Genomic DNA, 20722 nt, shown 5'->3' on the forward strand with positions numbered 1-20722 from the left:
CTGCGGGTCGCCCTGCGCGACGGCACGGCGGAGGCCGAGGCGTGGGGGCCGGGGGCCGGCTGGCTGCTGGAGCGGCTGCCCGCGCTGCTCGGGGCCCACGACGACCCGTCCCGCTTCGAGCCGCGGCACCGGCTGCTCGCCCACACCCGGCAACGGCGGCCGGGGCTGCGGCTGACCCGCACCGGCCTGGTGCTGGAGTCGCTGATCCCGTCGGTCCTGGAGCAGAAGGTCACGTCGCTGGAGGCGTACAGGTCCTGGCGGCTGCTCGTACAGAAATTCGGGGAGCCGGCGCCGGGGCCCGTGCCGGAGCCGATGCACGTGATGCCGGACGCCCGGACCTGGGCGCTGGTCCCGTCGTGGGAGTGGCACCGGGCCGGCGTCGACGCCAAACGGGCCTCGACGATCCTGCGGGCCGTGCGGGTCGCCGCGCGGCTCGAGGAGGCCGTGGGGATGACGCCGTCCGAGGCGCGGGCGCGGCTGGAGGTCGTGCCGGGCATCGGGCCGTGGACGTCGGCGGAGACCGTGCAGCGCAGCCACGGTGCGGCGGACGAGGTGACGACCGGTGACCTGCACCTGCCGGGCATCGTGGGCCACGCGCTGGCCGGGGACCGGGACGCCGACGACGAGGCGATGCTGGCGCTGCTCGAACCGTACGCGGGGCAGCGGCACCGGGCCGCCCGGCTGATCCTGCTGTCCGGCCGGACGCCGCCGCGGCGCGGGCCGCGGATGTCGGTCGGCACCATCTGGCAGCACACGTAGGCACGCGCGGGGCGCGGGGCGCGGGGCGCGAGGCGGCCGACCGGCCGGAGCGGCCGGTCAGCCGCGCCCGGTGGTCACCCGCGCCCGGTGGTCCCGCCGTTCACTGGTCAGAGGAGAACCGCACCGCCGCCGTCGGGATGCGTGCGTCGCACCACACCCGTACGCCGTCCCGGAGTTCGTTGTCCGCCCCGACGACCGCGCCGTCGCCGACGACGGCGCCGGTGAGGACCGAACGCCGGCCGATGCGGGCCCGGGCGCCGATCAGGGAGTCGGTGATGACCGCGCCCGGTTCGACGACCGCGCCCGCCAGGACCGTGCTGCCCGCCAGCCGGGCGCCCTCGCCGACGAACGCGCCCTCGCCGACCACCGTGCCCCCGGTCAGCTTGGCGTCGCCCGCGACCATGGCCGTGGGCAGGACCAGGCGGTCGCCGCAGCGGCCGGGCACCGCGGGCGACGGGGCGCGGCCGAGGACGAGGTCCGCGGAGCCCCGGACGAACGCCGCCGGGGTGCCGAGGTCGAGCCAGTAGGTGGAGTCGACCATGCCCTGGAGGTGGGCGCCGGCCGCCAGCAGGTCCGGGAAGGTCTCCCGTTCGACCGAGACGGGACGGCCCGCCGGGATCGTGTCGATCACCGAGCGGCGGAACACGTACGCGCCCGCGTTGATCTGGTCGGTGACGATCTCCTCGGGGGTCTGCGGCTTCTCCAGGAAGGCCGTGACCCTGCCGGTCCCGTCCGTGGGGACCAGGCCGTACGCGCGCGGGTCGGTGACCTTCGTCAGGTGCAGGGAGACGTCCGCGCCCGACGACCGGTGGGTCGCCACGAGGGCCTCGATGTCCAGGCCCGTGAGGATGTCGCCGTTGAAGATGAGGACCGGGTCGTCGGGGCCCGAGTGCAGACGCGACGCGACGTTGCGGATGGCGCCGCCGGTGCCGAGGGGCTCCTCCTCCGTGACGTACTCCAGATGGAGGCCCAGCGCGGAGCCGTCGCCGAAGTGCGGCTCGAAGACCTCGGCCAGGTAGGACGTGGCGAGCACGATGTGATCGACGCCCGCCGCCTTGGCCCGCGCCAGCTGGTGCGTGAGGAAGGGGACCCCGGCCGCCGGGACCATGGGCTTCGGCGTGTGCACCGTGAGCGGGCGCAGCCGGGTGCCTTTGCCGCCGACCAGGAGGATCGCTTCTGTCACCTGTCGTCTCTGCTTCCTGCCGGGACCGGCCGAGGTGTGTCTCGGCCGGCCAGTGTATGCAGACCGTTCGATGGGCCTTCGAAGGCAGTGCGGGGGCGGTCCGTCGATGGCTTGGTGCGGTGTGCAGTTGTCCGTGGCACGTGGAACGGGTCGCGGGTACGTCTGTCCGGTCGTACGCCGTTCTACCGGCCCTGCAGGTGCGCCGCCGTGGAGCGGGTCGTGCCGAGCTTTCCGTACAGGCGGCGACCGGGGCACTCGGTGGCGAAGCCGTCCCTATGACCGGAGATGACGTTCAGTCGTACCTTCTTACCTTTTCGGTAGAGATTGCCACCCCCGGACGTCAGATATGTCTTGCCACGCGGGTTCGCCCCGTACAGGCCGAGCTTCCAGGCGGTGAGCCTCGCGATCGCGCGGACGGCCCGGGCGGGCGGCTTGGAGCTGTCGTAACTGCCGAGCACGGCGATGCCCATGCTGTTCACGTTGAAGCCGAGCGTGTGGGCACCCATGACCGCCCTGGCCACGCCGCCCGCGCGGCCCTCGTAGATGTTCCCGCACTTGTCGACGAGGAAGTTGTAGCCGATGTCCCGCCAGCCGCTGCTCACCACGTGGTACCGGTAGATACTGCGGATGAGCGAAGGCACCTGCGAGCACCGGTACTTGTTGCCGGACGCGGTGTGGTGCACGAAGGCCGCCCGGACCCGCTTGGTGTAGCGGAAACCGCTCTCGCGCAGCTGTTCGTCCGCGCCCCAGCCGCGGCGCGTGATGATACGGGGGCGCGGGCCGATGTACGGCTTCGCTCCGGGCCGCGCGCCGACCAGCTGCTCCCTGGTCTCCTCGCGGGACAGCGGCGGGATCTCGGTGGCGCCCAGCGGCACCAGCTCGGTGTTGACCCCGGACGCGGCGGCCTCGGGCCCGAGCGCGCCGAGGCGCGAGGTGTCCTCGGACAGGGCACCCCCGGGCGGCGGCTCGGCACCGGGGGCGACGAGCTCCAGGCGCAGGCCCGCGGGGAGCGCCTCCCCGCTGCCGCCGGGAGCCGCCCCGTCACCGGCCTGCACCTGACCCCCGCGGAGCGCCCGGTCGCCGGTGGCGCCCGGGTGGCGCCGGTCCTCCGCGCGGACCCGTACCTCCACGCCGTCCGAGCGGCCCACCCAGAGCGGGGCCGTCGAGCCGCGCACCCGGCCGGAGGCGCGCTCGGCGCTGTCCGGGTCGGCCGCGTGCTCGCGGTGGTGCGTCTCGACGGCCTGCCAGCCGGACCACCGGGGCGTACCGGCGTCACGGGTACGGACCTGGACATCGCCGTGGAGTTCGGCGTCCGGGTCGTCCCAGACGACGCCGACCATCGAGAACGGCCGGACGGCCCGGCGCCGCAGGCCCTGGTCGGCGTCGGCGGGCCCGGCCGCGCGGTCGCTGCCGGGCGGGGCGAGCGGCGCGAGCGGGATCGACTGGGTGGTTCCGGGCACGGGCCCCTCGGCCACGGGGGCCCGGGGCGCGGCCGAGGCGGTGAGGACCAGCGGCAGGGACAGGGCCGCCGCGCACGTGACGCCGATCGAGGATGCCAGAAGTCGTCGCATGCCCCTGATCTTGGACATAATCGGACTTTCATGTCCATTTGGGGTCTGATGGCTCATCGGGCGGGTTCGGCCGAACCGGTGGTCACGCCGCTCCGCCCGCACCGCGCGCCGAGGACCGCCCGGCGTACCCTTGCGCGCGTGAACGCCACCGACCGCACCCCTGCCGACCTGCTGCGATCCGCGCTCGCCGCGGACCCCGCACGCCCCCTGGTGACCTTCTACGACGACGCCACGGGCGAACGCGTCGAACTGTCCGTGGCCACCTTCGCCAATTGGGTGGCCAAGACCGCGAACCTGCTCCAGGACGGGCTGTCCGCGGAGCCCGGCGACCGGGTCGCCCTGCTCCTGCCGGCGCACTGGCAGACCGCGGTGTGGCTGCTGGCGTGTTCGTCGGTGGGCGCCCTCGCGGACGTCGCGGGCGATCCCGCCGCGGCCGACATCGTGGTCAGCGGACCCGACACGCTGGACGCGGCCCGCGCCTGCTCCGGCGAGCGGGTCGCACTGGCGCTGCGCCCGCTCGGCGGCCGCTTCCCGCAGCCGCCCGAGGGGTTCGCCGACTACGCGGTCGAGGTGCCGGGCCAGGGCGACCGCTTCGTGCCGTACGCCCCGGTCGACCCCGAGGAGCCCGCGCTGATCGTCGCCGGGCGGAGGTTCAGCGGCGCCGAGGTGGTGGAGCGGGCCCGCGCCGAGGCACCGTCGCTCGGACTGGCGGGGCCCGGGTCCCGGCTGCTGTCGGGGCTGCCGTACGACACGTGGGAGGGCCTGAACGCCGGGCTCTACGCCCCGCTCGCCACCGGCGGGTCGGTGGTGCTCTGCCGCCACCTCGACCGGCTGGACGAGGACGCGCTGGCACGGCGGATCGAGACCGAGCGGGTGTGCGCGACGCGCTAGGCGGTGGATTCCGGGATGCGCGGCCGGTTCCCGGCCGCGCATCCGGCATGTACGGGCCACACACGGAATCCTCACGGAACGTGCGCAATTCCTCACCGCGCGCTGCACCCGTGCGCAGTTGTGCGAACACTTTCTCGATGAATCCGGAGTGCGGATCCGTCCCGCGGACCCGCAGAGAGGAAGAGGAAGGGGAACGAGAATGCGATCACGGCGGGTACCCCGGAACACGGTCGCCACGCACCCCCGCAGGTAAATCCCACGTCAACAGACGGAAGAAAAGCACCAAGAAATGGGCGGATTGCCCAGTTGTAGGGACGTGTAATTCGTCACCGGCGTCGCTTGCGGCCTAATCGGGCGGATAGTGTGAGCGATCCGGTGTGTCAGGCCTTCCGGTCGCGCACCACTTGCACGAGACCCGAGCGCCTTTTGGAGGGGAAAGGCGCCGCGTGGCCCCGACGGAGGAATCGGACAACCGTGGACGCGCAAGGCCGTGGGCGGGCGGACGACATCGATCCCGCAGACCAGTGGGTGCTCAACCCGGACACCGGCGAATACGAATTGCGACTGGCCCCTTCCGCTCCGCAATCGGCAGTGCCGAGACCGCGGAAAGCGGGCGGGCCCGACGCCGGGGCACGCTCCGGAGCACGACAGCCCGGGGGGGCACAGGCCGGCGGAACCCGTACCCGCTCCGCGACGGCCGCGCCGGACACCCGCGAGGCTCCCGACACGGTGCCGGGCCCCCGGCGCCGCCGGGGCGCACCCGCGGAGCCGCCACCGGGGCGCCGCCGCACCAAGCCGAAGAAGTCCAAGGGCAAGAAGGTCCTGGTCTGGACGGGTGGAACGCTGGCCTTCCTGCTGGTCGGCGGGAGCACCGCGGGCTACCTGTACTACCAGCACCTCAACGGCAACATCACGTCCGTCTCCGACGACGGCGCGGGCACCGGCGGCTTCAGCAAGGACCGCGCGATCAACGTCCTGGTGATCGGCACCGACAAGCGCACCGGCGAGGGCAACGACGGCTACGGCGACTCCGACAGCGTCGGACACGCGGACACCACGATCCTGCTGCACGTCTCCAAGGACCGCTCCAACGCGACCGCGATGAGCATCCCGCGGGACATGATCGTGGACATCCCGGACTGTCCGACCACCCAGGAGGACGGCACCACGGTGACCATCCCGGGCACGGCGCAGACCCGCTTCAACAACAGCCTCGGCCAGGACAACCGCACCCCGAGCTGCACGATGCGGACCATCACGGAGCTGACCGGGATCGAGGTCGACCACTTCATGGTGGCGGACTTCAACGCGGTCAAGACGCTGTCGACGGCCGTCGGCGGGGTGACGGTGTGCCTGGAGAAGGACATCGACGACAAGAAGTCCAAGCTCAAGCTGGCCGCGGGCGAACACTCGATCCAGGGCGAGGACGCCCTCGCGTTCGTGCGTACCCGGTACTCGGTGGGCTTCGGCAGCGACCTGAGCCGGATCGGTCTGCAGCAGCAGTTCCTCAGCTCGCTGATGCGCCAGGTGAAGTCGGACGACACGCTCACCAACCCGAAGAAGCTGCTCGCGCTCGCGGAGGCGGGCACCAAGGCGCTGACCGTCGACTCGAAGATCGGCGACATCCAGAAGCTGGCCGGGCTCGCGCAGGAGATCGGCAAGGTCAACACCAAGAACCTCACCTTCACGACCGTGCCGGTGTACGACAACCCCGACGACAAGAACACCGTGCTGATGACCGAGGGCAAGGCGCAGCAGCTGTTCCGGACCGTCCGCGGTGACGTCTCACTGACCGAGGTGAAGAAGAAGGAGGCCGAGGCGGCCAAGAAGAAGGAGGCCGCGAAGCTCGAGGGCGCGCGTGCCGACGCCGCCGACGTCCGGGTCGACATCTACAACGGCGGCGCCGAGAGCGGGGCCGCGCAGGAGACCCTCCTCTGGCTGCAGACCGAGCAGGGCGTCACCAAGTCCAGCCAGCTCGGCAACGCGTCCGCGGACGTGGCGAGGACGACCCTCGCGTACGACCCCGACCAGGCCGACCAGGCGCGCAAGCTGGCCGACCTCATGGGCCTGTCCGCGTCGGCGCTGAAGCCCGCCGAGGGCGCCAGCGAGACCAACTCCCAGGGCCTGCCCGCGATGGTGCTGACCCTGGGCAAGGACTTCGCGGGGGCCGGGGTCCCGCTCGACGGGTCCGCGGCGGCGGACCTGGACGTCGAGAAGAACACCGCGGACCAGCAGGTCTGCGCCGCCTGACGACCTCGCGGCCCCCTCGGAGCCTGTGGGCGGAGGTGTCCGGACCGGGCACGGTGGTACCCCCAGGGTGTACACGCGTGCCCGGTCCGTGCACGTGGCGCGCGTGTGCGCGCGGCGGGTCCCGAAACGTGTTCAACGTTCAACGGGGCAGGAGTACATCCCAGTCGGGGTCTCGGCCGTCCAACAGGGAGCGGGGGCGCTCCCGTTCGGCAGGCAGGGTGGGAAGGGCAGCTAGATGGTGCGCAGCGGGGTACGGGGGGACCGGAGACGGCCGGGGGTACTGGAGGCGGACGAGCCGGGACGGCACGACGACCGGGACCGCCAGGGCAGCCAGGACGACGAGGACGGCGCATCCGGCCCGGACACGCGGGACGCCACGGACACGCGGGACGCCACGGACACGGACGCAGGCGCAGGGACAAAGGCAGAAGCAGAAGAAGGAACAGAAGAAGAGACAGAGACAGCGCCAGAGACGAAGACGGGAACCGGGACAAAGAGGAAGGACGACTCCGGCACGGCGGACGACGCACCGGCTCCCGCTGCGCGGAAGGCGTCCGGCACGTCCGGCGGGGGCGGAGAGGGCGACGACGCACCCGACGGAGGCAACGGCCGTCCCCGTCGCAGACGTCGCTTCCTGCGCTGGTCCGCGATGGTTCTGGCGGTCCTGGTACTCGGCACCGCGGGTGCCGGATACCTCTACTACCAGCACCTCAACGGCAACATCCGCAAGGACGACCTGAACCTCGGCGAGCACGAGATCGCCAGGGCGACGCCGAACGCGGCCGGCCAGACCCCGCTGAACATCCTGATCATCGGCTCGGACGCGCGGGACAGCGAGGAGAACCAGAAGCTCGGCGGGGCGCGGGAGACCTTCGGCGGCACCCCCCTCGCGGACGTGCAGATGCTGCTGCACCTGTCCGCGGACCGCACCAACATGTCGGTGATCAGCATGCCCCGCGACACCCTCGTCGAGATCCCCAAGTGCACGGACCCCGACGACGGGCAGGTCTACCCGGCCTCCGACGGCCGCGTGATGACCAATCAGTCGCTCGGCCGCGGCGGGCCCGGCTGCACGGTCGCCACCTGGCAGGAGCTGACCGGCATCCGCATCGACCACTTCATGATGGTCGACTTCGCGGGCGTGGTGTCGATGGCCGACGCGATCGGCGGGGTGCCGGTGTGCGTGGACGCCAACATCCACTCCAAGGACGGCCAGGGCCACGGCTCGGGGCTGAAGCTGGAGAAGGGCACCACGTACGTCCAGGGCGAGCAGGCCCTGCAGTGGCTGCGGACGCGGTACGGCTTCGCGGACGGCAGCGACATAGCCCGCGCCAAGGCGCAGCACCAGTACATGAACGCGATGGTGCGCGAACTGCGCAGGAACGCCACCGTCACCAACCCGAACGCGCTGCGCAGACTGGCCGAGCAGGCGACCCGGGCGCTCACCGTCGACCGGGGGCTCGGCACCGTGAAGGCGCTCTACGACCTCAGCACCGAGCTGCGGAAGGTCGAGCCGGCGCGGATCACGATGACGACGATGCCCTACACCTACCTGGGCGCGCGGGTCGTCCCCAAGGAGGGCGACGCCGAGCAGCTGTTCCGGCTGGTGCGGGAGGACATCGCACTGGACGGCAAGGACGAGAAGGAGGAGGGGACGGACGGGGCGCGGGAGGCGGCGGAGAGGCTCTCCGAGGACCCGGCCGCTCCGAACGACCGGATCGGTGTGCTGGTGCGCGACGGCTCCGGCACCCCGGCGTCGGACCAGGCCGGCGGGCGGGCCGCCGTGGTGAGCGAAGCGCTGGTCGAGGAGGGCTTCACCCAGGCCACGGCCGACCGGTCGACCGTGGCGTCCGAGGCGAGGACCGTGGTGCGCTTCCCCAGCGCCGAACTGGAGGGTGACGCCCGGGCGGTCGCCCGGGCGCTCGGCATCCCGTCGAGCGCGGTGGAGCGGTCCACTGACGTCAGCGGGGTGACGCTGGTGGTGGGCGCCGACTGGCGCGAGGGGACGGCGTACGAGGTGCGGGAGAAGGACGACACCACGCCGGAGTCCGCGGACGCGCTGAACGGCGCGGACGACGGCGCCTGCATGGAGGTGGACCCGAACTTCTCGTGGTGACCGGCGGCCGTACGGGCGCCACCGCTCGGCTCAGTTCCCCGAGACCGTCACCTTCTCGTCGTTCTTGAGCTGCTCCACCAGCTGCTTCACCTTCTCGGTGTCCCACTGGAGGTTGCCGTTCGCGGTGTTGCCCGAGATCGGCATGTTCATCGAGGTGCCCTCGCCGCCGGTGACGCCCTTCATGGCCCAGAACATGCTCGCCAGGTCGAACGGGGACATGTCCTTGTCCACGATCAGGGTGTCGAGGCCCGCGCCCAGCGTCGGGTACAGCTTGAAGGGGTTCAGCACCGTGCCGGGGGTGGCCGCCTGGTTGGCCAGGGCCGCGAGGAACTTCTGCTGGTTCTTCGTACGGTCCAGGTCGCTGCCCGCGAGGGCGTACCGGGTGCGGACGAAGGCGAGGGCCTGCTCGCCGTTGAGCGTCTGCGTGCCCTCTTCGAAGTCGGCGCCGGACTTCTTGTCCTTCATGCCGCCCTCGGGGATGTCGAGCTCCACGCCGCCGACCGCGTCCACGATGTTCGCGAAGCCGGCGAAGCCGATCTCGACGTAGTGGTCGATGTGCAGGCCCGTGTTGGCCTCGACGGTGCGGACCAGCAGTTCGGGGCCGTCCTCCGCGTACGCCGCGTTCAGCTTCACCTGGCGGCCGGTGCCCTCGTAGCGCTTGCCGGACTCGGAGCCCACGAACGACGGGATGGTGACGTTGGAGTCGCGGGGCAGCGAGACGAGGGTCGGGCCCTCGGAGCCGGTGTGCAGGATCATCATCGAGTCCGTGCGCTTGCCCTCGGCGGACCCGGTGCGCAGTCTCTTCTTGTCCTCGTCGGACATGCCCGCGCGGCTGTCGGAGCCGACGATCAGGTAGTTCGTGCCCTCGCCGGCCTCCGGCCGGTCGATCACCTTGGACAGGTCGACCTCGTCGTTGAGCTTGGAGTTCGCCCAGAAGTACGTGCCGACGACCGTGACGAGCCCCACGGTCACCAGCGTGATCGCCGTCAGCTTGACGCGGCGGCGCCAGTCGGGCGCGGGACGGCCGCCGCCACCGCCGGGACCGTACCCGCCGGGGCCGCCGGGTGCTCCGGGGCCGCCCGGCGAGCCGTACACCTGACCGGTGTTGTAGCCGCTGTCGTACGGCTGCTGCGGGGCGCCGTACCCCTGGTCGTACCCCTGCTGCGGCGGCACCTGGCCCCGAGGGGGAGCCCCCGCCGGGTCGCGCCGTACCTGTCGCATCACGCGCGCGCCCTCGGGCTGTGCGTTCGCGCTGCCGCGCCCGTACCCGCCGCCGCGGTTGCTGCCGTTCCGTCCCTCGGGCCACTCGTTCATGCGGAACAGTGTGCAGGGCGCCGCTGTGTCCCGTACACGGGTCGCGGTCATTCCGGAGCGTGGCTGTTGCGAAGCTGATGCACAGCCTGGCCCCGCAGCTCCCGGGCATAAAGTGGACCGTATGACAGACCAGGCCCCAGCTCCGGAATCCGATATTCCGGGCAATCCGACCTCCGCGTCCCGTACCACCCTCAGCCACATCATGAGCCACCACGACACCAACCTCCTGGGGACGGTGCACGGCGGTGTGATCATGAAACTCGTCGACGACGCGGCCGCCGCGGTGGCCGGCCGGCACTCCGGCGGGCCTGCCGTCACCGCCTCCATGGACGAGATGGCCTTCCTGGAGCCCGTCCGGGTGGGTGACCTGGTGCATGTGAAGGCGCAGGTGAACTGGACCGGGCGGACGTCGATGGAGGTGGGCGTGCGCGTCCTGGCCGAGCGCTGGAACGAGTCGACGCCGCCCCAGCAGGTCGGTTCGGCCTACCTCGTCTTCGCCGCGGTGGACGCCGACGGCAAGCCACGCCGGGTGCCCCCGGTGATACCCGAGACCGACCGGGACCGGCGGCGCCACCAGGAGGCCCAGATCCGCCGCACCCACCGGCTGGCCCGACGACGCGCGATCATGGAGCTGCGCGAGCAGCGGGCCGCCGAGGGGTACGCGGACTGAGAGCCCGTGCGCTTGCGGAGACCGGCCGCGCGGCCCCGCCTACTGGCAGGCCACCTCGTCGCCCCGCACCACCCCGGGCTCCGGAGGCGATCCCGCGGCCCGTACCTCGCGCACCTTCCGCGCTCGCTCGAAGTCCCCGCCGGTGATCACCTTCAGCGTCGGGCCCTGGTTCGGCACGGCCCGCAGCTCGCTGCCCGGCAGGGCCGCCGCCAGCGACCGGGCCGACCGGTCCCAGCGCGGGTCGTACGCGACGACCGTGCGCGCCACCTTCCGCTCCACCGAGTTGACGGGCGACCGCGTCGTACGGAACCCGGTGGCCGCGAGCGCGGCGTCGATCCGCCGGCCGAGCCCGCTGACGGTGGTGCCGTTCTCCACCTGGACCCGGATGTGCTGCGGGGCCACCGCGACCCGCACCGGCCCGCCCCCGCGGCGCACCCTGTGCGGGGCGAGCGGCCGGTCGGCGCGCAGGGCCGCGAAGAGACCGGCCGACCTCCTCCCGTCCCACTTCAGCGTCGAGCCGATGCCCTTCACCGCGTAGCCCATCTGCCCGATGGGGACCGTGGTGAACTCGGAGGAGGCCGGCGAGAAGGTACGCATCGCCCGCCCCAGGCCCAGCAGTTCGTCCGTGCCGAACTGCTTGTCCGCGCGCACCGACCCCAGCACCGCCTGGATGACGTCCCTGAACCTCATCGGGTTCAGCAGCACCCCGGAGGACGTGGCCTGGGCGATCAGCGAGGCCATGAACCGCTGCTGGCGCCGCATCCGGCCCAGGTCGGAGGAGCCGTCCGCCTGCCGCGAGCGCACGTACTGCAACGCCTGCCCGCCGTCCAGCCGGTGCGCGCCCGCGGCCAGGTCGAGGCCGGTGACCGGGTCCCTCAGGGGCCGCGCGGTACAGATCTCCACACCCCCGAGCACGTCCACGGTCCGCATGAAGCTGATGAAGTCGATCTCCAGATAGTGGTCGATCTTGACCTTGGTCATGTGCTCGACCGTGCGCACGGTCAGCTCGGGACCGCCCTCCGCGTACGCGGCGTTCAGCTTCACCGGGTGCGCGCGGTGCCGCCGGCCGGTGGTGCCGTCGGTGTGCGGGGGCACCTCCGCGTAGGAGTCGCGCGGCAGGCTCACGACGCTGGCGCGCTCCCGGTCCGCCGAGATGTGCACGATCATCATCGTGTCCGTGCAGCGGCAGGGCGCGCCGCCGAGCCGGTACTTCTCCCGCTCCGCGGCGCCGACCCTGTCACGGCCGTCCGTGCCGACGACCAGGACGTTCATGCCGTGGCCGGCCTCGGGACGGTTCTTCATGTCGCGGAAGGGGTCGACCCGGGCGATGTCGTTGTCGAGACCGGTGAGCACCGCGTGCCCGATGCCCGCGGAGGCGAGCACCACCACCGACAGCGCGGTCACCGTCCGCATGGCCCAGCCGGTCCGGCGCCGTCCGGGCGACCGCCGGACGCCGTCGGCGCCCTTGCGGCGGGGCGCGTCATGGGGAGGCCGCGGGCGGACGGGACGGCGGGGCGGTGCGGGCACGGGGGGACACCTCCGCGGGGACGGGGCCGTGGGATCCGTGAGCACCGTAGGCCCATAGGATCTGCGGCTGATGTTCCCGGCCGGGCGGCGCGCGCCCGTGTCCCCCGTTCGCGGTAACGTGAGCGTCCTATGAACGCCATGCCCGACGTGCAGCTTCCCGCCGTGTCCGTCATCATGCCCGTCCTCAACGAGGAACGGCACCTGCGCGGCGCCGTCCGAGCGATCCTCGCCCAGAGTTACGCCGGCGAGATGGAGGTCGTGATCGCCCTCGGTCCCTCCACGGACCGTACGGACGAGATCGCCGCCGAACTGGTCCGCGAAGACCCGCGCGTGCACACGGTGCCGAACCCGACCGGCCGCACCCCCGCCGCGCTGAACGCCGCGATCAAGGCGTCCCGCCACCCCGTCGTCGTCCGCGTCGACGGCCACGGCATCCTCTCGCCGGACTACATCTCCACGGCCGTACGGCTGCTGGCGGAGACCGGCGCGCAGAACGTGGGCGGCATCATGCACGCCGAGGGTGAGAACGACTGGGAGCACGCGGTCGCCGCCGCCATGACCTCGAAGATCGGCGTGGGCAACGCGGCCTTCCACACGGGCGGTGCGGCGGGCGAGGCCGAGACGGTGTACCTGGGCGTGTTCCGGCGCGAGGCCCTGGAGCAACAGGGCGGCTACAACGAGGAGTTCATCCGCGCCCAGGACTGGGAGCTGAACTTCCGCATCCGCGAGGCGGGCGGCCTCATCTGGTTCTCGCCCGAGCTGCGCGTGTCGTACCGCCCGCGGCCGAGCGTGAAGGCACTGGCCAAGCAGTACAAGGACTACGGCCGCTGGCGCCACGTGGTCGCCCGCTACCACTCCGGCTCCATCAACCTGCGCTACCTCGCCCCGCCGACCGCGGTGTGCGCGATCGCGGCGGGCGTCGTGGTGGGCGCGGTCCTCACCCCCTGGGGCTTCGTCGTCCCCGGCGGCTACCTCGCGGCGATCGCGGCGGGCTCGCTCCCCGCGGGCAGGGGCCTCCCCCTCAAGGCCCGCCTCCAGATCCCCGTCGCCCTCGCCACCATGCACATGTCCTGGGGTTTCGGCTTCCTGACCAGCCCGAAGTCGCTGGCGAAGAGGGTCATCGCGTCGCGGCGGCCGACGGTGCAGACCCCGGCCTGAGCGTCACGCGCGTGGGGGCCCCTTCCGAGAGCGGAAGGGGCCCCCACGCGTACCGGCGTCCTTACGGCAGGTTCCGCGCCATCACGATGCGCTGGACCTGGTTCGTGCCCTCGTAGATCTGTGTGATCTTCGCATCGCGCATCATCCGCTCCACCGGATAGTCCCGCGTGTAGCCGTACCCCCCGAGGAGCTGCACCGCGTCCGTGGTGACCTCCATCGCGACGTCCGAGGCGAAGCACTTGGCGGCGGCGCCCTGGTAGGTGAGGTCGGCGTCGCCGCGTTCGGAGGCGGCGGCGGCCTGGTAGGTCAGGGCGCGGGCCGCGGAGGTCTTCATCGCCATGTCGGCGAGCATGAACTGGATGCCCTGGAAGTCGGCGATCGGCTTGCCGAACTGCTTGCGCTCCTTGACGTAGCCCTTGGCGTAGTCGAGGGCGCCCTGGGCGATGCCGAGGGCCTGCGCGGCGATCGTGATGCGGGTGTGGTCGAGGGTCTTCATGGCCGTCGCGAAGCCCGTGCCCTCGTCACCGATCATGCGGTCGGCCGGGATGCGGACGTTGTCGAGGTAGACCTCGCGGGTCGGGGAGCCCTTGATGCCGAGCTTCTTCTCGGGGGCGCCGAAGGACACGCCCTCGTCGCCCTTCTCGACGACGAAGGCGCTGATGCCCTTGGAGCGCTTGTCGGGGTCCGTCACGGCCATGACCGTGTAGTACTCGCTGACGCCCGCGTTGGTGATCCAGCGCTTCACGCCGTTGAGGACGTAGTGGTCGCCGTCGCGGACCGCCTTCGTCTTCATGCCGGCCGCGTCGGAGCCCGCGTCCGGCTCGGAGAGGCAGTACGAGAACATCGCGTCGCCCTTGGCGAGCGGGCCCAGGTACCGCTTCTTCAGCTCCTCGGAGCCGGAGAGGAGCACCGGGAGGGAGCCCAGTTTGTTCACCGCGGGGATGAGGGAGGAGGAGGCGCAGGCGCGCGCGACCTCCTCGATCACGATCACGGTGGCGAGCGCGTCCGCGCCGGCGCCGCCGTACTCCTCGGGCACGTGGACCGCGTGCAGGTCGTTCGCGACCAGTGCGTCCAGCGCCTCCTGCGGGAAGCGGGCCTCCTCGTCGACGGCCGCCGCGTACGGCGCGATCTTCGCCTCGGCGAGGGAACGGATCGCGTCGCGGAGCATGTCGTGCTCCTCGGACGGGCGGTACAGGTCGAAATCAGCCGATCCGGCCAAGGTCTCTCACACTCCCAGGACGCTGTGACACTGACGCGAGCCAAAGCTAACTACCGTTAAGTAACCCGCATCCTAGAGGGCCACCCGGACGACAGGTACGTGACTTTGGTGACAGGGTGGAATCTGCCCCATGAGGGACGTGGGCACGCCCCGGTTATGCTCAGGCACCGCACGTGCAAGCCGTTTCTCCCAGGAGCACCCCATGGCCCTCAGGATCACTGTGATCGGTACCGGCTACCTCGGCGCCACGCACGCCGCGGCCATGGCCGACCTCGGTTTCGAGGTGCTCGGGCTCGACGTCGTGCCGGAGAAGATCGAGATGCTCCGGCGGGGCGAGGTCCCCATGTACGAACCGGGCCTCGAGGAGCTGCTGCGCAAGCACGTGGCCGGGATCGAGGGGTCCACCGGACGGCTGCGGTTCACCACCGACTACGCCGAGGTGGCGGAGTTCGGCGACGTCCACTTCGTCTGCGTCAACACCCCGCAGCGGCGCGGCGAGTACGCCTGCGACATGAGCTACGTGGACGCCGCGATCAGCGCCCTCGCGCCCCGCCTGACCCGTCCCGCCCTGGTCGTCGGCAAGTCCACGGTGCCCGTCGGCTCGGCGGAGCGGCTGGCCGCCTACCTCGCCGAGCACGCGCCCGCGGGGGCCGACGCCGAGCTGGCCTGGAACCCGGAGTTCCTGCGCGAGGGCTTCGCCGTCCAGGACACGCTGCACCCGGACCGGATCGTGGTCGGCGTGCGGAGCGAGGGCGCGGAGAAGCTGCTGCGCGAGGTGTACGCGACGCCGGTCGGCGAGGGCTCGCCGTTCGTGGTGACCGACTTCCCCACCGCCGAACTGGTGAAGACCGCGGCGAACTCGTTCCTCGCCACGAAGATCTCCTTCATCAACGCCATGGCGGAGGTGTGCGAGGCCGCGGGCGGCGACGTCGCCAAACTGGCGGAGGCGATCGGGTACGACGACCGGATCGGCGCCAAGTTCCTGCGGGCCGGCATCGGCTTCGGCGGCGGCTGCCTGCCCAAGGACATCCGGGCGTTCATGGCGCGCGCCGGCGAGCTGGGCGCCGACCAGGCGCTGACCTTTCTGCGGGAGATCGACTCCATCAACATGCGCCAGCGCGGCCAGATGGTCGAACTGGCCCGGCGGGCGCTCGGCGGCGGATCGTTCCTGGGCAAGCGGGTGGCGGTGCTCGGCGCCACCTTCAAGCCCGACTCCGACGACGTACGGGACTCGCCGGCGCTCAACGTGGCCGGGCAGATCCACCTCCAGGGCGGCCAGGTCACCGTGTACGACCCGAAGGGCATGGAGAACGCCCGGCGGCTCTTCCCGACGCTCGGGTACGCCGAGTCCGCGCTGGAGGCGGTACGGGGCGCCGACATCGTGCTGCACCTGACGGAGTGGCAGGAGTTCCGCGCGCTGGATCCGGAGGAGCTGGGCGAGGTGGCGGAGCAGCGCCTGGTCCTCGACGGCCGCAACGCCCTCGACCCGGAGCTGTGGCGCCGCGCTGGGTGGACGTACCGGGCGATGGGGCGGCCGACGGCCTGAGGGCCCGTGCACCGGATCCGAGGCGGACGACGGCGCCGGTTCGGCCGAGGCTCAGTCGGCCGAACCGGCGCCGTCCTGCATTCTGCCCCACGCGGACCGTCGCGGAGGCCCGTTCGTCCTCTTCGCCCCGCTACCTGGCCCGGTACCGGCGCATCTTCGCGCGGGCCCCGCACACCTGCATAGAGCACCAGCGGCCGCGTCCGGCCGGGGAGCGGTCGTAGTACGCCCAGAGGCAGTCCGCGGCCTCGCAGGCCTTGAGCCGCAGCCAGGTGCCGGCGACGAGCGCCTCGGCGACGGCCGCGGCGACCCGGGAGGGCAGGGGCTGTCCGTCGGCGGGGGCGAGGGCCGCCGTGCCGTCCGCCTCGCCGACCGTGACCAGCAGCGGCGCCCCGGCCAGCAGCTCGCCCAGCGGGGTCACCGCGCGGTGCGGCGGGTGGCCGGCGTGGGCGAGCAGGACCGCGCGCAGCGACTCGCGCAGTTCGCGGGCGCCCGCCAGGTCGTCCGCCGTCAGCCCGAAGCGCGCCCGCCCCTCCGCCGTGTCGAGCGAGTCGGCACCCGTCTCGATGTCCAGCGTGTTCACCAGGGACTGGACCAGGGCCAGTCCTCCCGGCGCGGGCGCTCGCTCACTCATGCTTGCGACGTTACCCCTTCTACGGGAGCATGCAGTAACCGTTACTGGTTACCCGTGCCTTCAGGTAACCGTTCGCAGACGTCGAGGAGGATGTCATGGCTGTCGCCGAACTGGGTGTGGTCGTCCTGGACTGTCCCGACCCCATCGCGCTGAGCCGGTTCTACCGGGCGGTGCTGGGCGGAACGATCGAGAGGGACGACGAGGGCACCGACTGGGTCGACCTGGAGCTGCCCGGCGGGCAGGCGCTGGCGTTCCAGTCGGCGCCGGGGTATGTACCGCCCGAGTGGCCGGACGCCGACCGCTCCCAGCAGTTCCACCTGGACCTGAACGTCCCGGACCTCGACGCGGCCGAGGAGGCCGTGCTGCGGCTCGGGGCGAAGCCGCTGGACACCGAGGACCGCTCACGGAGCTTCCGGGTTTACGCCGACCCCGCTGGGCACCCGTTCTGCCTCTGTGCCTGCTGAGCCGGGAGGTTCCATGACAGCCGTGGCACGTCTCCGCAATGTCGTCGTCGACTGCCCCGATCCCCGCGCACTGGCCGACTTCTACGCACGGGTCGGCGGCGGCACGCCCCGGGCGGAGGACGACGACTGGGTCGTCCTGCGGGTTCCCGACGGGCCACGGCTCGCCTTCCAGCGCTCCCCCGGGTACACACCGCCGCAGTGGCCCCGGGCGGACCTCAACTCCCAGCAGTTCCACCTGGACTTCGACGCCGGGAGCACCTGGGAGGAGATGGACGCGGCGCACGCGAAGGTGCTGGCGCTGGGGGCCAGGGCGCTGGACCTGGAGGACGACGTCAAGAAGGACTTCCGGGTCTACGCCGATCCCGCGGGGCACCCGTTCTGCCTGTGCCGGATCGAGTCGGCGTAGCCGGTCCGGCGCCGCGCGGGGGTACCCGGAGCCCGGGTACCCCCGCGGCGGGTCAGCCGTCCAGCTGCTCGATGGTGGCGTTCGACGGGGTCGTACGGGACCGCAGGTCCCGCGCCACCTCCTCGGCGGCGCCCAGCACCCGTACCGCGTTCCGCCAGGTCAGCTTGGCGAGGTCGGTGTCCGACCAGCCGCGGTCCAGCAGTTCGGCGATCAGGTTCGGGTAGCCGGAGACATCGCCGAGGCCGTCCGGGAGGAAGGCCGTGCCGTCGTAGTCGCCGCCGATGCCGAGGTGGTCGACACCGGCGACCTCGCGCATGTGGTCGAGGTGGTCGGCGACGGTGGAGACCGTGGCGACGGGGCGCGGGTGGGTCTCCTCGAAGGCCTGGTGGACCTTCATGGCCGCGGCGGTGGTGTCGAGGTGGTGGAAGCCGTGGGCGCGCATGTTGTCGTCGGCGTCCTTGGTCCAGTCCACCGCCGCCTGGAGGACGAACTTCGGCACGAACGTCACCATGGCCACGCCCCCGTTGGCGGGCAGCCGCTCCAGCACGTCGTCCGGGATGTTGCGCGGATGGTCGCACACGGCGCGCGCGGAGGAGTGCGAGAAGATGACCGGCGCGACGGACGCGTCGAGCGCGTCGCGCATGGTGGTGGCGGCCACGTGGGAGAGGTCGACCAGCATGCCGAGCCGGTTCATCTCCTTGACGACCTCGCGGCCGAAGGCCGACAGGCCGCCCACGCCCGGCTCGTCGGTCGCCGAGTCCGCCCACGCGTTGTTGTCGTTGTGGGTGAGCGTCATGTAGCGCACGCCCAGCTCGTACAGCTGCCGCAGGGTGGCGAGAGAGTTGTCGATGGAGTGGCCGCCCTCGGCGCCCATCAGGGAGGCGATACGGCCCTCGGCGCGTGCGGCCTCCATGTCGGCGGCGGTCAGCGCGGCCCGCAGCTCCCCGGGGTGGAGGTCGATCAGCTGCCGTACGCAGTCGATCTGTTCGAGGGTCGAGGTGACCGCGCCCGGCAGGTCCGAGCGGACGTACACGGACCAGTACTGCGCGCCGACGCCGCCCGCGCGCAGCCGCGCCAGGTCGGTGTGGAGGTGGGCGCTCTGGTCGGTGGCGATGTCGCGGGCGGCCAGGTCGTAGCGGACCTGCTCGCGCAGGGCCCAGGGCAGGTCGTTGTGGCCGTCGACGACGGGGAAGTCCGCGAGCAGCTTCCGGGCGCGGTCGAGCGAGGCCGGGGAGGGAGCTTCGGAGGAGGTGGTCACGTGCGCGTCATTTCCCCTGTCCGAAGCCGAAGCCGCCGCCGGCGTTCTCCACCTTGGCGCGCAGCCGCTTGCCCTTCTCGGTGGCCTGGTCGTTCAGCTCCTGCTGGAACTCGCGCATCCGGGCGAGGAGGTCCTCGTCGTGGGCGGCGAGCATCCGGGCGGCCAGCAGGCCGGCGTTGCGGGCGCCGCCGACGGAGACCGTGGCGACGGGGACCCCGGCCGGCATCTGCACGATCGACAGCAGCGAGTCCATGCCGTCCAGGTACTTCAGCGGGACGGGCACGCCGATGACGGGCAGCGGGGTCACGGAGGCGAGCATGCCGGGCAGGTGGGCGGCGCCGCCCGCCCCCGCGATGATCGCCTTGAGACCGCGTCCGGCGGCCTCCTCGCCGTACGCGATCATCTCGCGCGGCATGCGGTGCGCGGAGACGACGCCGACCTCGTACGCGATCCCGAACTCGTCGAGGGCCTGCGCGGCCGCCTCCATGACGGGCCAGTCGGAGTCCGATCCCATGACGATGCCGACGACGGGGGTTGAGCTCATTCGGTGATGGTCCCTCTCAGGTAGTCGGCCGCGTGACGGGCGCGCTCCAGCACGTCGTCCAGGTCGTCGCCGTAGGTGTTCACGTGACCGACCTTGCGGCCGGGCTTCACGTCCTTGCCGTACATGTGGATCTTGAGCTGGGGGTCGCGGGCCATGCAGTGCAGGTACGCGGAGTACATGTCCGGGTAGTCGCCGCCCAGGACGTTGGCCATGACCGTCCACTTCGCGCGCGGGCGCGGGTCGCCGAGCGGGAGGTCCAGCACGGCGCGGACGTGGTTGGCGAACTGGGACGTGATCGCGCCGTCCATGGTCCAGTGGCCGGAGTTGTGGGGGCGCATGGCCAGCTCGTTGACGAGGAGGCGCCCGTCGCGGGTCTCGAAGAGCTCCACGGCGAGGTGACCGATCACGCCCAGCTCCTTGGCGATGCCCAGGGCCATCTCCTCGGCGGCGAGGGCGAGCTCCGGGTCGAGGTCCGGCGCCGGGGCGATCACCGTGTCGCACACGCCGTCCACCTGGCGGGACTCCACGACCGGGTACGCGACCGCCTGCCCGTGCGGCGAGCGCACCACGTTGGCGGCGAGTTCGCGGACGAAGTCGACCTTCTCCTCGGCGAGGACGGGGACGCCCGCGCGGAACGGCTCGGCGGCCTCCGCGACGGACCGTACGACCCACACGCCCTTGCCGTCGTAGCCACCGCGCACGGTCTTCAGGACGACGGGGAATCCTCCCCCGCCACCGCCCCCCGGCGGGTCGCCCTCCGCCGCGAACGCGGCCACGTCCTCGGGATCGGTCACGATGCGGTGGCGTGGACACGGCACGCCGATCGCTTCCAGCCGCGTGCGCATCACGCCCTTGTCCTGGGCGTGCCGCAGCGCGTCCGGCCCGGGGCGGACGGGCACGCCGTCCGCCTCCAGGGCACGCAGATGCTCACCGGGCACATGCTCGTGATCAAAAGTGATCACGTCACAGCCCTGGGCGAACGCGCGCAGCGTCTCCAGGTCGCGGTAGTCGCCGATGACGACATCGCTCACGACCTGCGCCGCGGAATCCTGGGGGGTGTCACTGAGAAGCCTGAACCTGATGCCCAACGGGATGCCCGCCTCGTGTGTCATACGAGCGAGCTGGCCACCGCCGACCATACCGACTACCGGGAACGTCACACCCCCAGGGTATCGGCCATCGGGAGGGGCTCCCGGACGGCCGGTTCGCACACCT

The 20722-nt window shown here is 72.1% G+C and carries 18 protein-coding genes; 9 read left to right on the plus strand and 9 right to left on the minus strand.

From position 1 onward, the window contains the following. The coding region (locus tag UW392_RS44205; RefSeq protein ID WP_320780975.1) for a DNA-3-methyladenine glycosylase 2 family protein at window positions 1–759 on the plus strand (759 nt) is incomplete at its 5' end. 100 nt (window positions 760–859) lie between these two features. On the opposite strand, the gene UW392_RS44210 is transcribed toward UW392_RS44205, so the two are convergent. Together UW392_RS44210 and UW392_RS44215 are read right to left on the minus strand one after the other, a co-directional pair. Further along, the gene (locus UW392_RS44210; protein ID WP_320780976.1) at window positions 860–1942 is read right to left on the minus strand and encodes an NDP-sugar synthase; all 1083 of its coding nucleotides are present in this window, start codon (window positions 1940–1942) and stop codon (window positions 860–862) included. A gap of 182 nt (window positions 1943–2124) precedes the next feature. Next, window positions 2125–3513: a peptidoglycan recognition protein gene (locus tag UW392_RS44215; protein ID WP_320780977.1), complete on the minus strand. Its 1389-nt coding sequence runs from the start codon at window positions 3511–3513 to the stop codon at window positions 2125–2127. Between the two features lie 138 nt (window positions 3514–3651). Here UW392_RS44215 and UW392_RS44220 point away from each other — a divergent pair, with 138 nt between their 5' ends. From UW392_RS44220 to UW392_RS44230, 3 genes are all read left to right on the plus strand, one after another. Then, a complete protein-coding gene (locus tag UW392_RS44220) occupies window positions 3652–4404 on the plus strand; it encodes a TIGR03089 family protein (protein ID WP_320780978.1) in 753 nt (250 codons plus the stop codon). A 474-nt stretch (window positions 4405–4878) separates the two neighbouring features. Beyond that, window positions 4879–6654 carry an LCP family protein gene (locus UW392_RS44225; RefSeq protein WP_320780979.1) on the plus strand — a complete coding sequence of 592 codons (1776 nt, stop codon included), beginning with the start codon at window positions 4879–4881 and terminating at the stop codon, window positions 6652–6654. Between the two features lie 235 nt (window positions 6655–6889). Then, window positions 6890–8770, plus strand: coding sequence for an LCP family protein (locus UW392_RS44230; protein ID WP_414497301.1), 1881 nt, complete (start codon window positions 6890–6892; stop codon window positions 8768–8770). A 30-nt stretch (window positions 8771–8800) separates the two neighbouring features. Here UW392_RS44230 and UW392_RS44235 read toward each other — a convergent pair whose 3' ends face one another. Then, window positions 8801–10084, minus strand: a complete 1284-nt coding sequence (locus UW392_RS44235) for an LCP family protein (protein WP_320780980.1) — start codon at window positions 10082–10084, stop codon at window positions 8801–8803. A 121-nt stretch (window positions 10085–10205) separates the two neighbouring features. Between UW392_RS44235 and UW392_RS44240 the strand changes: the two genes are divergently transcribed. Continuing rightward, window positions 10206–10754 carry an acyl-CoA thioesterase gene (locus UW392_RS44240; protein ID WP_320780981.1) on the plus strand — a complete coding sequence of 183 codons (549 nt, stop codon included), beginning with the start codon at window positions 10206–10208 and terminating at the stop codon, window positions 10752–10754. A gap of 39 nt (window positions 10755–10793) precedes the next feature. On the opposite strand, the gene UW392_RS44245 is transcribed toward UW392_RS44240, so the two are convergent. Next, on the minus strand, window positions 10794–12281 hold the full coding sequence (locus UW392_RS44245; RefSeq protein ID WP_320780982.1) for an LCP family protein: 1488 nt from the start codon (window positions 12279–12281) through the stop codon (window positions 10794–10796). A gap of 129 nt (window positions 12282–12410) precedes the next feature. Between UW392_RS44245 and UW392_RS44250 the strand changes: the two genes are divergently transcribed. After that, window positions 12411–13439: a glycosyltransferase family 2 protein gene (locus UW392_RS44250; protein WP_320780983.1), complete on the plus strand. Its 1029-nt coding sequence runs from the start codon at window positions 12411–12413 to the stop codon at window positions 13437–13439. 61 nt (window positions 13440–13500) lie between these two features. Here UW392_RS44250 and UW392_RS44255 read toward each other — a convergent pair whose 3' ends face one another. Further along, window positions 13501–14658 carry an acyl-CoA dehydrogenase gene (locus UW392_RS44255; RefSeq protein WP_320780984.1) on the minus strand — a complete coding sequence of 386 codons (1158 nt, stop codon included), beginning with the start codon at window positions 14656–14658 and terminating at the stop codon, window positions 13501–13503. 202 nt (window positions 14659–14860) lie between these two features. Here UW392_RS44255 and UW392_RS44260 point away from each other — a divergent pair, with 202 nt between their 5' ends. Continuing rightward, window positions 14861–16204 carry a UDP-glucose/GDP-mannose dehydrogenase family protein gene (locus tag UW392_RS44260; RefSeq protein WP_320780985.1) on the plus strand — a complete coding sequence of 448 codons (1344 nt, stop codon included), beginning with the start codon at window positions 14861–14863 and terminating at the stop codon, window positions 16202–16204. A gap of 130 nt (window positions 16205–16334) precedes the next feature. On the opposite strand, the gene UW392_RS44265 is transcribed toward UW392_RS44260, so the two are convergent. Beyond that, window positions 16335–16835 carry a CGNR zinc finger domain-containing protein gene (locus tag UW392_RS44265; protein ID WP_320780986.1) on the minus strand — a complete coding sequence of 167 codons (501 nt, stop codon included), beginning with the start codon at window positions 16833–16835 and terminating at the stop codon, window positions 16335–16337. 95 nt (window positions 16836–16930) lie between these two features. Between UW392_RS44265 and UW392_RS44270 the strand changes: the two genes are divergently transcribed. Together UW392_RS44270 and UW392_RS44275 are read left to right on the plus strand one after the other, a co-directional pair. Further along, on the plus strand, window positions 16931–17299 hold the full coding sequence (locus UW392_RS44270) for a VOC family protein (protein WP_320780987.1): 369 nt from the start codon (window positions 16931–16933) through the stop codon (window positions 17297–17299). A 13-nt stretch (window positions 17300–17312) separates the two neighbouring features. Beyond that, window positions 17313–17705: a VOC family protein gene (locus UW392_RS44275; protein ID WP_320780988.1), complete on the plus strand. Its 393-nt coding sequence runs from the start codon at window positions 17313–17315 to the stop codon at window positions 17703–17705. Window positions 17706–17757: 52 nt separating this feature from the next. On the opposite strand, the gene UW392_RS44280 is transcribed toward UW392_RS44275, so the two are convergent. Genes UW392_RS44280 through UW392_RS44290 form a run of 3 tightly spaced genes read right to left on the minus strand, consistent with a single transcriptional unit; the run spans window position 17758 to window position 20667 of the window. Continuing rightward, window positions 17758–18963 carry a dipeptidase gene (locus UW392_RS44280; RefSeq protein WP_320780989.1) on the minus strand — a complete coding sequence of 402 codons (1206 nt, stop codon included), beginning with the start codon at window positions 18961–18963 and terminating at the stop codon, window positions 17758–17760. Window positions 18964–18970: 7 nt separating this feature from the next. Further along, the gene (gene purE, locus UW392_RS44285) at window positions 18971–19507 is read right to left on the minus strand and encodes a 5-(carboxyamino)imidazole ribonucleotide mutase (RefSeq protein ID WP_320780990.1); all 537 of its coding nucleotides are present in this window, start codon (window positions 19505–19507) and stop codon (window positions 18971–18973) included. Further along, window positions 19504–20667, minus strand: coding sequence for a 5-(carboxyamino)imidazole ribonucleotide synthase (locus UW392_RS44290; protein ID WP_320780991.1), 1164 nt, complete (start codon window positions 20665–20667; stop codon window positions 19504–19506). Before UW392_RS44290 ends, purE begins: the two co-directional genes overlap by 4 nt. Window positions 20668–20722 lie beyond the last annotated feature (55 nt).

Source organism: Streptomyces sp. CRN 30, assembly GCF_034105845.1.

Coding starts and splice junctions, on each gene's coding strand:
- UW392_RS44240 (WP_320780981.1), top strand. CDS start 10,206: ATGACAGACCAGGCCCCAGCTCCGGAATCCGATATTCCGGGCAATCCG.
- UW392_RS44250 (WP_320780983.1), top strand. CDS start 12,411: ATGAACGCCATGCCCGACGTGCAGCTTCCCGCCGTGTCCGTCATCATG.
- UW392_RS44275 (WP_320780988.1), top strand. CDS start 17,313: ATGACAGCCGTGGCACGTCTCCGCAATGTCGTCGTCGACTGCCCCGAT.
- UW392_RS44215 (WP_320780977.1), bottom strand. CDS start 3,513: ATGCGACGACTTCTGGCATCCTCGATCGGCGTCACGTGCGCGGCGGCC.
- UW392_RS44265 (WP_320780986.1), bottom strand. CDS start 16,835: ATGAGTGAGCGAGCGCCCGCGCCGGGAGGACTGGCCCTGGTCCAGTCC.
- UW392_RS44270 (WP_320780987.1), top strand. CDS start 16,931: ATGGCTGTCGCCGAACTGGGTGTGGTCGTCCTGGACTGTCCCGACCCC.
- UW392_RS44230 (WP_414497301.1), top strand. CDS start 6,890: ATGGTGCGCAGCGGGGTACGGGGGGACCGGAGACGGCCGGGGGTACTG.
- purE (WP_320780990.1), bottom strand. CDS start 19,507: ATGAGCTCAACCCCCGTCGTCGGCATCGTCATGGGATCGGACTCCGAC.
- UW392_RS44260 (WP_320780985.1), top strand. CDS start 14,861: ATGGCCCTCAGGATCACTGTGATCGGTACCGGCTACCTCGGCGCCACG.
- UW392_RS44235 (WP_320780980.1), bottom strand. CDS start 10,084: ATGAACGAGTGGCCCGAGGGACGGAACGGCAGCAACCGCGGCGGCGGG.